This window comes from Aeromicrobium sp. REDSEA-S32_B7 (genome assembly GCF_001626145.1).
Lineage (GTDB): Bacteria > Actinomycetota > Actinomycetes > Propionibacteriales > Nocardioidaceae > Aeromicrobium > Aeromicrobium erythreum.
The window spans coordinates 1-14,724 of record NZ_LUNF01000083.1; the positions used below are offsets into that span (position 1 = coordinate 1).

General features: G+C 71.3%; 18 protein-coding genes and 1 pseudogene. 14 read left to right on the plus strand and 5 right to left on the minus strand.

Translation table 11 applies throughout. The features are described from left to right. Nucleotides 1-380, minus strand: a 380-nt coding sequence (locus tag A6Q79_RS06315; protein WP_317697170.1) for an acyl-CoA thioesterase domain-containing protein, incomplete at its 3' end; no start/stop codon positions are given. A gap of 112 nt (nt 381-492) precedes the next feature. Here A6Q79_RS06315 and dapA point away from each other — a divergent pair. The 13 genes from dapA to A6Q79_RS06380 all read left to right on the plus strand — a co-directional run bounded on the left by dapA (nt 493) and on the right by A6Q79_RS06380 (nt 11,847). Then, nucleotides 493-1,404 (plus strand): 4-hydroxy-tetrahydrodipicolinate synthase, encoded by a 912-nt coding sequence (gene dapA / locus A6Q79_RS06320; protein ID WP_286689156.1) that lies wholly within the window; start codon nt 493-495, stop codon nt 1,402-1,404. A 20-nt stretch (nt 1,405-1,424) separates the two neighbouring features. Then, nucleotides 1,425-2,972: a ribonuclease J gene (locus A6Q79_RS06325; protein ID WP_317697173.1), complete on the plus strand. Its 1,548-nt coding sequence runs from the start codon at nt 1,425-1,427 to the stop codon at nt 2,970-2,972. Nucleotides 2,973-3,162: 190 nt separating this feature from the next. Continuing rightward, on the plus strand, nt 3,163-3,861 hold the full coding sequence (locus A6Q79_RS06330) for a sirohydrochlorin chelatase (protein WP_067856822.1): 699 nt from the start codon (nt 3,163-3,165) through the stop codon (nt 3,859-3,861). Between the two features lie 85 nt (nt 3,862-3,946). Beyond that, on the plus strand, nt 3,947-6,442 hold the full coding sequence (locus A6Q79_RS06335; protein WP_317697175.1) for a DNA translocase FtsK 4TM domain-containing protein: 2,496 nt from the start codon (nt 3,947-3,949) through the stop codon (nt 6,440-6,442). Nucleotides 6,443-6,446: 4 nt separating this feature from the next. Continuing rightward, entirely contained in the window at nt 6,447-6,926 is a 480-nt protein-coding gene (locus A6Q79_RS06340) for a hypothetical protein (RefSeq protein ID WP_067856825.1), read from the plus strand. 29 nt (nt 6,927-6,955) lie between these two features. Then, nucleotides 6,956-7,579 carry a CDP-diacylglycerol--glycerol-3-phosphate 3-phosphatidyltransferase gene (gene pgsA, locus A6Q79_RS06345; RefSeq protein ID WP_286691044.1) on the plus strand — a complete coding sequence of 208 codons (624 nt, stop codon included), beginning with the start codon at nt 6,956-6,958 and terminating at the stop codon, nt 7,577-7,579. Next, nucleotides 7,576-8,055 (plus strand): CinA family protein, encoded by a 480-nt coding sequence (locus tag A6Q79_RS06350; RefSeq protein WP_286691043.1) that lies wholly within the window; start codon nt 7,576-7,578, stop codon nt 8,053-8,055. The genes pgsA and A6Q79_RS06350 overlap by 4 nt, the downstream gene beginning before the upstream one ends. A 78-nt stretch (nt 8,056-8,133) precedes the next feature. Further along, nucleotides 8,134-8,430 (plus strand): helix-turn-helix domain-containing protein, encoded by a 297-nt coding sequence (locus A6Q79_RS06355; protein ID WP_286691042.1) that lies wholly within the window; start codon nt 8,134-8,136, stop codon nt 8,428-8,430. Nucleotides 8,431-8,522: 92 nt separating this feature from the next. Further along, the gene (locus A6Q79_RS06360; RefSeq protein ID WP_286691041.1) at nt 8,523-9,044 is read left to right on the plus strand and encodes a GNAT family N-acetyltransferase; all 522 of its coding nucleotides are present in this window, start codon (nt 8,523-8,525) and stop codon (nt 9,042-9,044) included. Between the two features lie 45 nt (nt 9,045-9,089). After that, the gene (locus A6Q79_RS06365; protein WP_067861477.1) at nt 9,090-9,284 is read left to right on the plus strand and encodes a DUF3046 domain-containing protein; all 195 of its coding nucleotides are present in this window, start codon (nt 9,090-9,092) and stop codon (nt 9,282-9,284) included. A gap of 105 nt (nt 9,285-9,389) precedes the next feature. Next, nucleotides 9,390-9,752, plus strand: coding sequence for a hypothetical protein (locus A6Q79_RS06370; protein WP_317697180.1), 363 nt, complete (start codon nt 9,390-9,392; stop codon nt 9,750-9,752). 446 nt (nt 9,753-10,198) lie between these two features. After that, the gene (gene recA / locus A6Q79_RS06375) at nt 10,199-11,278 is read left to right on the plus strand and encodes a recombinase RecA (RefSeq protein WP_067856842.1); all 1,080 of its coding nucleotides are present in this window, start codon (nt 10,199-10,201) and stop codon (nt 11,276-11,278) included. Nucleotides 11,279-11,280: 2 nt separating this feature from the next. Then, the gene (locus tag A6Q79_RS06380) at nt 11,281-11,847 is read left to right on the plus strand and encodes a regulatory protein RecX (RefSeq protein ID WP_236749849.1); all 567 of its coding nucleotides are present in this window, start codon (nt 11,281-11,283) and stop codon (nt 11,845-11,847) included. A 22-nt stretch (nt 11,848-11,869) separates the two neighbouring features. On the opposite strand, the gene A6Q79_RS06385 is transcribed toward A6Q79_RS06380, so the two are convergent. Continuing rightward, nucleotides 11,870-12,427 (minus strand): PadR family transcriptional regulator, encoded by a 558-nt coding sequence (locus tag A6Q79_RS06385; protein ID WP_286691039.1) that lies wholly within the window; start codon nt 12,425-12,427, stop codon nt 11,870-11,872. A 111-nt stretch (nt 12,428-12,538) separates the two neighbouring features. On the opposite strand from A6Q79_RS06385, the pseudogene A6Q79_RS06390 reads away from it, so the two are divergent. Further along, nucleotides 12,539-12,932: pseudogene (locus tag A6Q79_RS06390) on the plus strand (hotdog fold domain-containing protein). 3 nt (nt 12,933-12,935) lie between these two features. Here the strand turns inward: A6Q79_RS06390 and A6Q79_RS06395 are convergent. The 3 genes from A6Q79_RS06395 to A6Q79_RS06405 form a co-directional block, all read right to left on the minus strand. Further along, complete coding sequence (locus tag A6Q79_RS06395; protein ID WP_286691037.1) at nt 12,936-13,766, minus strand: amino acid ABC transporter permease; 831 nt, start codon at nt 13,764-13,766, stop codon at nt 12,936-12,938. After that, nucleotides 13,763-14,407, minus strand: a complete 645-nt coding sequence (locus tag A6Q79_RS06400; RefSeq protein ID WP_067856856.1) for an amino acid ABC transporter permease — start codon at nt 14,405-14,407, stop codon at nt 13,763-13,765. The genes A6Q79_RS06395 and A6Q79_RS06400 overlap by 4 nt, the downstream gene beginning before the upstream one ends. 75 nt (nt 14,408-14,482) lie before the next feature. After that, the coding region (locus A6Q79_RS06405; RefSeq protein WP_369037992.1) for a transporter substrate-binding domain-containing protein at nt 14,483-14,724 on the minus strand (242 nt) is incomplete at its 5' end.

The window sequence follows — 14,724 nt, forward strand, 5'->3', positions numbered from 1 at the left end:
GCGTGCGGGAGGTGCTCGACGGTGCCGGCCGCGTCCCAGTCGTGCAGGGAGATCACGGCGTGCGCGACGGTGCGGCCACCCTGCTGCAGGGCGGCCTGGTGCACCGAGACGCGCCGGCCGACGCGCAGGGTGGTGACCTCGACCGACGCCGGTCCGGGGGTCGGCGGCTTGAAGTAGCTGACCGAGACGGTGAGCAGGTCCGGGTGGTCCGGTGCGCTCGTGCGGGCCTCGTCGAGCACCGCTCGGGCGAGGATCGCGAGCACGTAGCCGCCGTTGGCCGTCCCGTTGGGCGTGTTCCAGTCCGCGGTGAGGGTCAGGTGGCGGTGCCCGTCGTCGCCCGCGGTGGAGGCGACGGCGCGGTCGAGCTCGTACGACGTCATGCGCCGACGGTAGCGGCCCCAGCAGAGGACACAGCGGGGGTGCCGGGCCGTGGGCGGCAGACGACACAGGTGCGGCGGGGATGCTGACGGCGGTCAGCGGTAACCTCGGTCCATGACCTCCCCGCTCGCCAGCGAGGCCGCACCGTTCGGCCGCGTCCTGACCGCCATGGTCACGCCGTTCACCCCTGAGGGGGACCTCGACCTCGACGCGGCGCAGAGGCTCGCGACGCACCTGGTGGACCACGGCAACGACGGCATCGTGGTGAGTGGCACGACCGGTGAGTCGCCGACGACGACGGGGGAGGAGGACGCGCGTCTGCTGGCGGCGGTCCTCGAGGCGGTCGGCGACCGCGCCACGATCGTGGCGGGGGTCGGCACGAACGACACGCGGCACAGCGTCGAGCTCGCCCAGAGTGCTGCGAAGACCGGCGCGCACGGCCTGCTCGTCGTTACGCCCTACTACAGCAAGCCGCCCCAGGCTGGCATCGTCAGGCACGTGCACGAGGTCGCCGCCGCGGGCGGCGACGTGCCCGTCATGTTCTACGACCACCCCGGACGTTCGGGCACGACCATCGCCGAGTCCACCTATGTGGAGCTGCGCCGCAACCCCCTGGTGGTCGCGGTCAAGGACGCGGTCGGTGACCTCGAGCGCGGTGCCTACCTCATGCGCGAGACCGGTATCCGCCTGTACTCCGGTGACGACGCGCTGACCCTGGGCTGGATGGCCTACGGGGCCAGTGGTGTCGTCAGCACGTGCGGCAACATCACGGCGCAGCCATGGGACGACATGTTGGCTGCGCTCGACGCGGGTGACCTCGGCGAGGCTCGCCGGATCAACGACCGCATGATCCCGCTCGTCCGCGCGATCATGACCCTGACGCAAGGCGTCATCGCCGCGAAGGCCGCTCTGCAGCTGCTCGGCGTCCTCGACAACCGCACGACCCGTGCACCACTGGTCGACGCCACCGAGGACGAGGTCGCGCTGGTGCGCGACGCCCTCCATGGTGTCGGCCTCCTCGACTGAACGGACACTCCTTGAGCCACATGCACACGGAGCTGGGGACGCCCCCGGCACTCGGCACGAACACCCTGCGCGTCATCCCCCTGGGGGGCCTCGGGGAGATCGGTCGCAACATGACCGTCTTCGAGTTCGGCGGCAAGCTCCTGGTCGTCGACTGCGGGGTGCTGTTCCCCGAGGAGCACCACCCGGGCGTCGACCTGATCCTCCCCGACTTCGGTCCCATCCGTGACCGGCTCGACGACGTCGTGGCCGTCGTGCTGACGCACGGGCACGAGGACCACATCGGCGGCGTGCCGTACCTGCTGCGCGAGCGTGGCAACATCCCGGTGGTCGGCTCGAAGCTGACCCTCGCCCTCGTCGAGCCGAAGCTGCGTGAGCACCGCCTGCGCGACGTCCCGCAGCACGTCGTGGCCGAGAACGACGTCCTGCACCTCGGCCCGTTCGAGCTGGAGTTCGTCGCGGTCAACCACTCCATCCCCGACGCGCTCGCCGTGGCGGTCAAGACGCCCGCCGGCGTCGCGCTGCACACGGGCGACTTCAAGATGGACCAGCTGCCGCTCGACGGCCGCATCACCGACCTGCGGGCCTTCGCCCGCCTCGGCGAGGCGGGGGTCGACCTCTTCCTCACCGACTCCACGAACGCCGACGTGCCCGGGTTCACGGTCGCGGAGCGCAACATCACCCCGGCGATCGACGCCGTGTTCGCGTCGAGCAGCCAGCGGATCATCGTCGCCTCGTTCGCCTCGCACGTGCACCGTGTGCAGCAGGTGCTCGACGCCGCGGCGAAGCACGGCCGCAAGGTCGCGTACGTGGGCCGCTCGATGGTGCGCAACATGCAGATCGCGCGCGACCTCGGCTACCTGCACGTGCCCGATGGCGTCGTCGTCGACAAGATCGACGCCGCACCGCCGGAGAAGATGGTGCTCATGTCCACGGGCTCGCAGGGCGAGCCGATGGCGGCGCTGTCGCGGATCGCGAACCGCAGCCACCAGCAGGTGAGCCTGGAGCCGGGCGACACGGTGCTGCTGGCGTCGTCGCTGATCCCCGGCAACGAGAACGCGGTCTACCGCGTGATCGACGGCCTGACGAAGCTGGGGGCCCGCGTGGTGCACAAGGGCAACGCCCTCGTGCACGTGTCCGGTCACGCGTCGGCCGGCGAGCTCCTCTACTGCTACAACATCGTCAAGCCGTCGAACGTGCTGCCGGTGCACGGCGAGATCCGTCACCTGCACGCCAACGGCGCCCTGGCCACCCAGACCGGCGTGCCGAACGTCCTCCTCGCCGAGGACGGCTACGTGATCGACCTCGTCGACGGGCACGCCTCGATCGTCGGCGCCGTCGAGTGCGGCTACGTGTACGTCGACGGCTCCTCGGTCGGCGAGATCACCGACAGTGAGCTGAAGGACCGGCGGATCCTGCGCGACGAGGGCTTCATCTCCGTCGTCGTCGTGGTCGACTCGACCAACGGCAAGATCGTCAGCGGCCCGGTCGTCCGGCGCGTGCTCGGCTCCTTCGCGGGCCGCAAGCTGCGGCGTCGTCCGATGATCATCCCCATCGTCCTGGAGGCGTGACGAAGGTCCCGCGGACTGTTACGCGCCCGAAACGCGCGGGCGCAGGGCGCGAAACACAGGCTGCCTAACGTCGTGGTCAAGAGTTCGGCGCGGGGCCGAACCGTGGTGGGACACCGGTTGCGGCCGGCGGCGACGTTACGCACGTCGCTGCCGGCCGTGCACCGGTTCCGGCAGCGAGGGGGAGTCGCCCGTGGTGATCCGACGTTCCGACGAGGCGCTCCTGGCCTGTTCCTCCGGCCACGCGGGAGTCGCCGAGCGCGCGGCCCTGCAGGCGCTCATCAGCGCCGTGCGTCGCGACGCCCCGTCGGTGGACGTGCGCGACACGCCCGTGGAGATCATGAGCCACGACGAGACCTACCCGCCCGTGCGCGTCGCGGTGCCGCTGACCCTCGTGCCGCACAGCGAGGTGGCCACGGCGCTCGAGGTGGCCCGTGGCCACGACCCCGACCTGGTGGTCGCCCCGGCCCTCGGCCCGGACTGGACCCTGGCCGAGCTGGCCGTGCAGCGACTCATCGAGGCGGGCGCCCGCAAGGACGACACGATCGTGCTGGGCGTCTCCGGCTCGGAGAACGACGGGGCGATCAGCGGCTACTCGCGCATGGCGCGGCTCGTGAGCGCGGTCTGGGGCGGTCCGGTGCACGTCGGCTCGATCGGCGGCAAGGACACACCGCTCTCGGACGCCGTCGACATCGCCCGCGCCTACGGCCGCCGGGTCGTGGTGGCCTCCTACGTGCTCACGCCCGGGCGCGACGCCGACCAGCTGCGCCAGAGCGGCGCCGACCTGGTGACGGCTCCCGTGCTCGACGGCGGCATCCCGGACCGTCGGGTCGTCGACCTCGTCCTCACGCGGTTCCACCAGGCCCTCGGCCTGGGCGTCCCGGCGCTCTGAGTCCCGCACCGCGCAACAGGGGCATCCACCCGCGCCCACGGCGTGGGAACCGCCCGAGTCTCGACCTGTGGTTTAGGCTCGCGCCATGGCGACCCGCACGTCCTCCCCGCCGCGCAAGCGGCCGTCCGGCAGCCAGGCCCGCAAGAAGCCTGCCTCCAGCACCGCGAAGCGCAAGCCCGCGGCACGCAAGCCTGCCCCGCGCACGGGCCCCGGTCCGGTCGCGGTCGTCGTCGGGGGCGTCGCGCGCGCCCTGACGGCGATCTGGCTCGGCATCGCCGGCGCGGTCGGTGCAGTGGCCCGCAGCATCGGGCACTCCGCAGCCGAGCTCGAGCCCGAGCAGCGCCGCGACGGCGTCGGGTTCGGCATCGTCGCCCTGGCGATCGTCGTGGCCGCGTCGGTCTGGTGGCAGGTGCCCGGCGCCGTCGCCGACGGCGTCCGTGCCGCGACCACCGGCTCGGTCGGCCTGCTCGCCTGGGCCGTGCCCATCGTGCTCGCCGTCATCGCCTGGCGCACGCTGCGCCACCCCGACCGCAACGGTCCCGTCGGACGCCAGGTCATCGGCTGGTCCGCCATGAGCGGCGGCGTGCTCGGCCTGGTGCACCTGGCGCACGGCGTGCCCCGTCCCGACGACATGCCTGCCGTCCGTGACGCCGGGGGAGCGGTCGGCTTCCTCTTCTCCGCCATCCCCGTCGACCTCCTGCGCTCGCCGTTCGCGGTCGCGCCGATCCTCGTGCTCCTGGTCGTCTTCGGGCTGCTCGTCGTGACGGCCACCCCGCTGCACGCGGTGCCGACCCGGCTCCGCGAGACCCGCGACAAGGCCCTCGGCCGCTCGGCCGAGCCCGAGGAGCAGCTCGACACCCCTCGCAAGCGCCACCCGCGCACGGTGCCGGACGAGCCCTACGAGAACCCGCTCGTCGACGGACCCGACGAGGACCGCCAGGTCTCGGCGCGTCAACGACGCAAGGCCGAGAAGGCCGCGGAGGCCGAAGCAGCCGCAGCCGCAGCCGCGTCGGCGCCCGAGCCGCCGGCCGCGGAGGTCGACGACCCGGCCGAAGTGGTCCTCCCGCCGCTGGAGCCGCTGCCGGCCCGCGCCGAGCAGCTCTCGCTGTCCGGCGACGTCGTGTACGCGCTGCCCGACTCCACCGTCCTGCGCGAGGGCAGCCCGCACAAGGCCCGGTCGGCCGCCTCCGACGAGGTCGTCGACAGGCTCACCGAGGTGCTCGAGCAGTTCCAGATCGACGCGCAGGTCACGGGCTACACCCGCGGCCCGACGGTCACGCGCTACGAGGTCGAGCTCGGCCCGGCCGTCAAGGTCGAGAAGGTCACCGCGCTCAGCAAGAACATCTCCTACGCCGTCGCGTCCAACGAGGTGCGCATCCTCAGCCCGATCCCCGGCAAGTCGGCGATCGGCGTCGAGATCCCGAACGTCGACAAGGAGATGGTCTCCCTCGGCGACGTGCTGCGCTCCGGCAAGGCGCGCGGCGACCACCACCCGATGGTCATCGGCCTGGGCAAGGACGTCGAGGGCGGCTTCGTCGTCGCGAACCTGGCGAAGATGCCGCACCTGCTCGTCGCCGGCGCCACCGGCTCGGGCAAGTCGAGCTTCGTGAACTCCATGATCGCGTCGCTGCTCATGCGCTCCACGCCCGACGAGGTGCGCATGATCATGGTCGACCCCAAGCGCGTCGAGCTGACCGCCTACGAGGGCATCCCGCACCTCATCACGCCGATCATCACCAACCCGAAGAAGGCGGCCGAGGCGCTGCAGTGGGTCGTGCGCGAGATGGACATGCGCTACGACGACCTCGCCAACTTCGGCTTCCGGCACGTCGACGACTTCAACAAGGCGGTCCGGGCGGGCTCGTTGCAGGCGCCGCCCGGCAGCGAGCGCGTCCTCACGCCCTACCCGTACCTGCTGGTCGTGGTCGACGAGCTCGCCGACCTCATGATGGTCGCCCCCCGCGACGTCGAGGACTCGGTCGTGCGCATCACGCAGCTGGCACGTGCCGCGGGCATCCACCTGGTGCTCGCCACGCAGCGACCCAGCGTCGACGTCGTCACCGGACTCATCAAGGCCAACGTGCCGAGCCGCCTGGCGTTCGCCACGAGCTCGCTCGCCGACAGCCGCGTCATCCTCGACCAGCCCGGCGCGGAGAAGCTGGTCGGCCAGGGCGACGGGCTCTTCCTGCCGATGGGCGCGAACAAGGCCATGCGGATGCAGGGTGCCTGGATCACCGAGGCGGAGATCGCGGAGGTGGTCAAGCACTGCAAGGAGCAGCTGCAGCCCAGCTACCGCGAGGACGTCACCGCCCCGGCCCAGGCCGCGCGCGACCTCGACGACGACATCGGCGACGACCTCGACCTCGTGCTCCAGGCCGTCGAGCTCGTCGTCACGACGCAGTTCGGCTCGACGTCGATGCTCCAGCGCAAGCTGCGCGTCGGCTTCGCCAAGGCCGGACGCCTCATGGACATCATGGAGAGCCGCGGCGTCGTCGGGCCCAGCGAGGGCTCGAAGGCGCGCGACGTGCTCGTCAAGCCCGACGACCTCGACGACGTCCTGGCGTCGATCAGCGCAGGATGAGGTGATGGCCGTGAGCACCGAGCGTCTCGAGTCGCTCCAGGACGACGGCGTCGAGGACCAGCCGTTCGAGATCCGCCGGCGCGCGCTGCTCTACCTCGTGGTCGGGCTCGCCGCGCTGGCCGTCGGTGCCGGGTTCGGCTTCCTCGCCTGGGAGCGCGACGACACCGCCCTCTGGGTCCCGGGGGGCGTGCTGCTGTTCCTCGCGCTGACAGTGCTGCAGGGCGTGCGTGACGCCCGCACGCCGCTGTTCGTGGCCGACTCGCACGGCGTGCGCATGCGCGACGGCGACGGCTGGGTAGGTCTGCTCTGGAGCGAGATGGCCGACATCCGGGTCGAGTCGCGCGACGGCCTGCTCGACCCGCGGGTGAAGGTGATCAGCCCCGACGGGCGCCGCATCCACACCGCGCCCCTCGGCCTCGGGACCACCGTGTCGGTCGAGGAGGCTCGCGAGGAGATCGCCCGTCGACGCGGTGGGGCATACTGAACCGTCCGTCCCGCGAGCGAGAGGCACCCATGGAGCCGGCCCACGCCAGCCACCAGCAGGACCCCCAGCACGTCCCGAGCAACCTGAACATCGCCAACGCCCTCACGGTGGTGCGCATCCTCGGCGTGCCGCTGTTCGGCTGGCTGCTGCTCACCCAGGACGGCCAGGACGTCTCGACGCGCGTGTGGGCCTGGGTCGCGTTCGCCCTGCTGATGATCACCGACCGGATCGACGGCGACCTCGCCCGCAAGCACAACCTGGTCACCAACTTCGGCAAGCTGGCCGACCCGATCGCCGACAAGGCGCTCACCGGCATGGCGTTCGTCGGCCTGTCGATCATCGGCGTGCTGTGGTGGTGGGTCACCATCGTCCTGCTCGTGCGCGAGTGGGGCATCACCCTCATGCGGTTCGTCGTGAAGAAGTACGGCGTCATGCCCGCGAGCCAGGGCGGCAAGATCAAGACGACGCTGCAGGCCCTCGCGATCGGCGGCTACGTCCTGCCGTTCGAGCTGTGGGACAACACCGCGAGCGACGTGCTGCGCTGGGTCACCCACGTGCTCATGGCCGCCGCCCTCGTCATCACGGTGGTCACGGCCGTCCAGTACGTCCGTGACGCGATCGCCCTGCGACGGGACGCGAAGAGCGCGGCGTGACACCCCTGCCGGCCGCGGTCGAGGCCGTCCGGCTCCTGCGGGAGCGGGGCGAGACGATCGCGTGCGCTGAGTCCCTCACGGGCGGCCTGCTGTGCGCGGCGCTCGTCGACGTGCCCGGCGCGTCCGACGTCGTCGTGGGCGGCGTCGTGTCGTACGCGACGCGGGTCAAGGAGTCGGTGCTCGGCGTCGACGGCGAGCACCTGGCGCGGCGAGGTGCTGTCGACCCCGGCACGGCCGCGCAGATGGCCGACGGTGTGCGACGTCTCCTCGACGCCGACTGGGGCATCGCGACGACGGGCGTGGCCGGCCCGAGCCCGAACGAGGGCAAGCCGGCCGGCACCGTCTTCGTTGGCCTCGACGGACCCGACCACCGCCTGCGGTCGGAGCCGCTGCACCTCGACGGCGACCGCGACGCCGTCCGTCGGGGGACGGTCGGTGCTGCGCTGTCGTCCCTGGTCGCTACGCTCTGTGAGTAGGACCTGTCACGAGACCGGGGAATCACCTCCGGTCGAGCGACGTTGATCCCGACGTGACCCACGCGGAGGAGGTGGACCATGACCGCCATGAGGCAGCTGGTCGGTGAGGTGCTGCGCGCCCGCCGGGTCGCGCAGGGACTCACGCTCCGCGACGTGTCCGCCAAGGCGCGGGTGTCGCTCGGCTACATCTCCGAGGTCGAGCGCGGGCAGAAGGAGCCCAGCTCGGAGCTGCTCGCAGCTCTCGCCGCCGCGCTCGACGTCCCGCTCAGCAAGGTCCTGCTCGACGTCAGCACCCTGCTGGCCATCGAGGAGGCCACCGACCTCGCGAGCGTCTCGAGCATCACCCCGGGCGAGGTCTCGGCCTCTGCGGCCTGACGCACGCGGTCCGAGCCTGACGTCCGTCCGTCGGGGCGCGCCTGCCATGCTGACGCCATGGTGGCGACGACGGGACCGGTAGTGGTGTCGCGATGAACCCGTCGGACTGGGGCCTGCGTCCGCTCGTGCTCGACGACGTCGACGCCGTGCACGCCGTCTACTCCGATCCTGAGACCTGGCGACACTTCCCCGAGGGCGTGTTCGTCGAGCGCGAGCGCAGCGTCGCGCTGGCCGAGCGTGCCGAGCGCGACTGGCGCGAGAGCGGCCTGGGGGAGTGGGCCGTCACCGTGCGCGGCGACGTCGTCGGGACCGGTGGGGTGTCGCCCCGCGGCGGCTGGTGGAACCTGGGCTTCCGGCTCGCGCCGAGCGTCTGGGGCCACGGCCTCGGCACGTGGGTCGCGAGCGTCGCCCTCGGGGCCGCGCAGCGCACGCAGCCCGACTGGCCCGTCGTCGCGCGATCGATGGAGACGAACCCGGCCTCGGGCCGCGTGAGCGAGCAGGCCGGTCTCGAGCGGGTCCACGTCGAGCCGTGGGCCGACGGCCCGGCCCGGATCATCCACGCCGACCGTCCGCTCGACCGCCGGCTGCTCGCCGAGATCGTCGCGCTGGGTTGACGGCCGGCCCGCCGACGCCGGGTGTCGCGTGGCATGCTGGCCGCGATGAGGCACAGCGAGTTCTGGGAGCGGATGACCCTCCACCTCGGCCCGGGGTACGCGCGGGTCTGGGCCGCGACGCAGGTCATGGCCGAGCTCGACGGCCGGACGGCCAGCGAGGCCCTCGAGGCGGGTGTCGACCCCAAGGTCGTGTGGCGCGCCGTCCACGCCAGCCTGGAGCTTCCCGCGCGCGAGCGCTGAAGCCGTGTCCCTCATGGGCGACGCACAGGATGGGCACGGCGGGCGCCGAAGGTGACCGACCATCGTGGAGGTCGACGGGCCGAGTGGTCCGACGAAGGAGCCACGATGAGCACCACGGACACCATCCGCCCCCACGACGTCGACGACACCGTCGAGCACCCGACCGCGCCGCAGACGGTGGTGGTGCTCGCCCTCGCCCTCTTCGGGGCTGGCTTCGCCACCGGCCACGCCGTCGCCGGCCAGGGCCCCGCGTCGTCGCCGGGCACGACCTCGCAGGGCGGTCCGACGGGACAGACCGGCCCGGGCGGCGCCGGCGGCCCGATGGGCCAGGACGGTCAGCTCCCCACTCCGCCCGACGGCCAGCTCGCACCCCCGTCGCAGGACGGCACGGGCACCGACGGCCTCGACCAGGCCCCGTCCGGCAGCACCACCCAGGACGAGGCCTCCTCGTCCGGGTCCTCCGTGTAGGTCGAGTGACCCTCCGCCACCATCGGTGGACCTGCACCCTCAGGAACCGTCCTGCGGTTGAAGATCCACCGATAGGGGTGTCGTGGCCGAAGGATGATGCGTTCACGACGGGATCCCGTAGCCAACGCAGAATCCTGCGGCGACCCCGAGCGCGAGCCACAGCCCGAGACCCCGGACCATCGCCGATGCCAGCCGTCCGGTCGAGGCCCTTTCGGTGACCAGCCCCAGCGAAGGCCGAGGCAGCGCAGCGGCGACCCCGGAAACGCCACACACGCACGTCCCGGCGTGTCGCACCCGCTCGAACAGGTGTTCGTACTACGGTTGTGCACACGGTTGACGCGAAGGGTGTCGCTGTCCACAGGCGGGGTCGACGAGGCTCCAGATGTCTGAGGTGGCCCCTAGCGTCGTAGACGACCGGCCACCCACCGAGCAGAACGGACCAGCGCATGCCTCCCAAGTCCCCCCTCGCGCCCGTCACCGCCGTGACGAGCGACCAGCGCGAGAAGGCGATCGACAACGCGATCGCCCAGATCGACCGCAACTACGGCAAGGGCGCCGTCATGCGCCTCGGTGAGAAGGGCCGCGTCCCGGTCAGCGTCATCCCCACCGGCGCCACCGCCCTCGACATCGCGCTCGGCATCGGCGGCCTGCCGCGTGGGCGCATCGTCGAGATCTACGGCCCGGAGTCCTCCGGCAAGACGACGGTCGCGCTGCACGCGGTGGCCAACGCCCAGAAGGCCGGTGGCGTCGCAGCCTTCATCGACGCCGAGCACGCGCTCGACCCCGACTACGCCCGCAAGCTGGGCGTCGACACCGACGCGCTGCTGGTCTCCCAGCCCGACTCCGGTGAGCAGGCGCTCGAGATCGCCGACATGCTCATCCGCTCCGGCGCGCTCGACATCATCGTCATCGACTCCGTCGCCGCCCTCGTGCCCCGGGCCGAGATCGACGGCGAGATGGGCGACAGCCACGTCGGTCTGCAGGCCCGTCTCATGAGCCAGGCGCTGCGCAAGATGACCGGTGCCATCAACGGCTCCGGCACCACCGCCATCTTCATCAACCAGCTGCGCGAGAAGATCGGCGTCATGTTCGGCTCGCCCGAGACCACCACGGGCGGCAAGGCGCTCAAGTTCTACGCCTCGGTCCGTCTCGACGTCCGCCGCATCGAGACGCTCAAGGACGGCACCGACATGGTCGGCAACCGCACCCGCGTCAAGGTCGTCAAGAACAAGCTCGCGCCGCCGTTCAAGCAGGCCGAGTTCGACATCATGTACGGCCAGGGCATCAGCCGCGAGGGCAGCCTGATCGACGTCGGCGTCGAGACCGGCATGGTCCGCAAGGCCGGCGCCTGGTACACGTACGAGGGCGACCAGCTCGGCCAGGGCAAGGAGAACGCACGCCAGTTCCTCAAGGACAACCCCGACCTCGCCGAGGAGCTCGAGAAGCGCGTCAAGGAGCACCTCGGTGTCGGTGCACAGCTCGACGAGGAGGTCGACGACGTCGACCTGCCGGCCACGGAGTTCTGAGCGTGGCCGGGGGACACGAGCCGCCGGCGCCGACCGACGCGCCACGTGACGTCCAGCAGGACCCGGACGCCGACGTCGAGTCGGTCGCCCGGACCATCCTGCTGAACAAGCTCACCGACTCGCCGCGCAGCCGCGCCGAGCTCGCCGAGGCACTGGCCCGCAAGCACGTGCCCGACGACGTCGCGGCCCGCCTGCTCGACCGGTTCGAGGAGGTCGGCCTCGTCGACGACGCCGCGTTCGCGCGGGCCTGGGTCGAGTCACGCTCGCGCAGCAAGGGGCTCGCCACCAAGGTGCTCGCCCTCGAGCTGCGCCGCAAGGGCATCGCCGACGACCTCGCCCGCGACGTGCTCGCCGACGTCGACCCCGACGCCGAACGTCAGGCGGCCCACCGGCTGGTGCAGAAGAAGCTGCGCTCCCTGCGCGGTCTCGACGACACCACCCGCATCCGCAGGCTCACCGGCATGCTCGCCCGCAAGGGGTACTCACCGCAGGTCGCCTTCGACGTCGTCCGCGAGGAGCTCGACGCCGACGACTCCGGCGTCACGTGGGACCCGCTGGTCTCCACCTGAGCGACCCGTCGAGGAGCGCGGTTCAGCCGCGTTCCTCGACGTCGCGCCGGATCCGCTCGACGATCTCGCGCTCGCTGTCGTAGTACGACAACCCCCACTCGGCCACGCGCGCGGCGTACCGCACCTCCTCGACGTCGCCCAGCAGCTCACGGACGGCCTCGAGCTCACGCCGCCGGTCTGCGAGGCGGATCAGATAGTCCTCGAGCATCTCCTGCACGTGCTCGGCCGACGTCAGATGGCCCATCAGCAGGCGCAACGCCACCGGGTGCTTGAGCACCGGGAACGGGTCGTCGACGGGCGCCGACAACCAGCGCTCGACCTGGCTGCGACCCTCGTCGCTGATCCGGAACCGGCGGGTCGTGCGACGGCCCTCGACGTGCTCCACGGCGTGCACGAGGTCACGCTCCAGCAGCTTGTCGAGCTCGGTGTAGATCTGGCTCATCGCCGGCGACGTCCAGTAGAACTTGAGCGTGCGGTCCGCCCGCTGCTTCAGCTCGTAGCCCGTCAGACCCGTCGTCTGCGACATGTCGTCGAACGCGAGCAGACCGAGCAGCGCGTACGACGTCATCGACAGGTTCACGGCCTCACCCTACTGAGCGGTTCGCCACACTCGGCCCGGCGACGCAGACAGCGTCGCTGTCAGCGTCCTAGACTCGCGCGCATGCCCAGCACCCTCGACGTGTACCAGAAGATGTCAGCGCTCCCGCAGGGCAAGCGCCTGTTCTCGATCTTCTACGGACAAAAGGCGCCCTACTTCGCCTCGATCCACCTCCGCGTGGAGGAGATGAAGCCGCACTTCGCGCAGATCACCATCCCCAAGCGGCGCAGCGTGCAACGGTCTCGAGGCCGCCATGGGACTGCTCGCCGAGGCGACCTGCCCGAGCGACCACCGCTGGCTACCCAAGGGCATGGACGTGCAGTACCTGGCGAAGTCCGACGGCGACCTCGTCTGCACCGCCGAGTCCGAACCCGAGGCCTGGGCCGACGGCCCCGACGTCCCGGTCCGCGTCACGGCCGCCCTGAAGGACGGCACGGTCACCGTGGCCGGCACCATCCACCTCTGGGTCACGCCCAAGAAGCGCTGACGCTCAGGCGCCCGTCGTCGCGCCCACCGCTCCGCCACGGCGGCTGGTGCCGACGTAGCGCTTCTGGACCCCCTCACCGATGAACGTCAGCAGCAGGTTCAGCACGATGTAGATCGCCGCGAGCACGAGCGCGGTGGCCAGACGGTTGTCGAACGTCCGGAAGATGTCCCGACCGGCCACGGTGAGTCCCGGCGCGAGGATCGCGTACCCGAGGCTGGTGTCCTTGAGGACGACGATGCACTGGCTGATGATCGACGGGAACATGATCTTCACCGCCTGCGGCAGCAGGACGATCCGCGTGACGGTCGACTTCGTGAGCCCGAGCGCGTACCCGGCCTCGGCCTGCCCGCGCGGCACCGCGTTGATGCCGGCGCGGAACACCTCGGCGAGGACGGAGCCGTTGTAGAGCACCAGCCCGACCACCAGCGGGAAGATGACGCCGTTCGGGTTCCCGGCCAGCCCCCACACGAAGATGATGAGCAGCAAGAGTGGGACGGCGCGGAAGAACTCGACCACGAGCCACGACGGCCACCGCACCACGGCGCGGTCGCTGAGCTTGCCGACGCCCAGCAGGACACCCAGCACGACCGCGCCGACGATGGCGAGTCCGGCGGCACGCAGCGTGTCCAGCAGACCCTGCAGCAGCAGGTCGACGAGGCGTGGCGTGACGAACGGCTCCCACTGCTGCGCTGTCAGCTGGTCCTCCGACCAGAGCTTCCAGACGACGAGCGCGAGCAGGGCGAGGATGCCGACGACGGTGACGACGCCGGCGATGCGGTGGCGACGTGCGGCCCGCGGGCCGGGCACGTCGAACAGGACCGAGGCGTTGCTCATGCGACCCTCCAGGCCTTCTCGAAGCGGTTGGCGCCGAAGGAGATCAGCTCGACGATGAGGATGTAGCCGAGCGCGATCCCGGCGAAGATGACCACCCGTTCGCTGGCGTAGTCGTTGCTCAGCCCCTTCATGCGGAAGGTCGCCTCGGCGATGCCGAAGACGGCCGCGAGCGACGTGTTCTTCGTCAGCGCGATCATCACGCTCGCCAGCGGCGGCACGGTGAGCCGGAACGCCTGCGGCAGGACCACCTGCGTCATCGTCAGGGAGAACGGCATGCCGAGCGAGCGGGCCGCCTCGGCCTGGCCGAGGCCGATGCCGTTGATGCCCGACCGGATCGCCTCGGTGACGAAGGCGGCCGTGTACAGGCCCATCGCCATCGTGACCATGACGAAGAAGCCGAAGTCGATGCCGAGCTCGGGCAGCCCGTAGTAGGTCAGCAGGATGAGCACGAGCAGCGGCGTGTTGCGGAAGATCGTCACGTAGCCGATGCCGACACCACGCAGGACGGGCACGGGGGAGACGCGCGCGACCGCGACGAGCGTGCCGACGACGAGGGCGATGAGCCCTGACACGACGAGCAGCTTCAGCGTCTCGCCGAAGCCGGAGAGCACCAGGTCGAAGTTCTCGGTGAACGCGTCCACGTCACCTCCGTGGGGGATCGCAGGGTGGAGCGACGGTCGCCGGGCCTGTCGTGGGCCCGGCGACCGCCGCGGGGATCAGGCGCAGGCGTCGAGCGTCGGCTTCGCCGGGACGTCGTTGCCCGACTTGCCGAGCGTCGCGTCGAAGGCCTTCTCGAAGTCTCCGTCGTCGTACGCCTTCTCGATGCTGTCGTTCAGGAACTGGCACAGCTCCGGGGCGTCCTTGCTGTAGCCGACGCCGTAGCGCTCCTCCGAGAACGGCTCGCCGACGACCTTCAGCTCGTCGGGCGCCTGGGCCGCGTAGCCCAGCAGGATCGCAC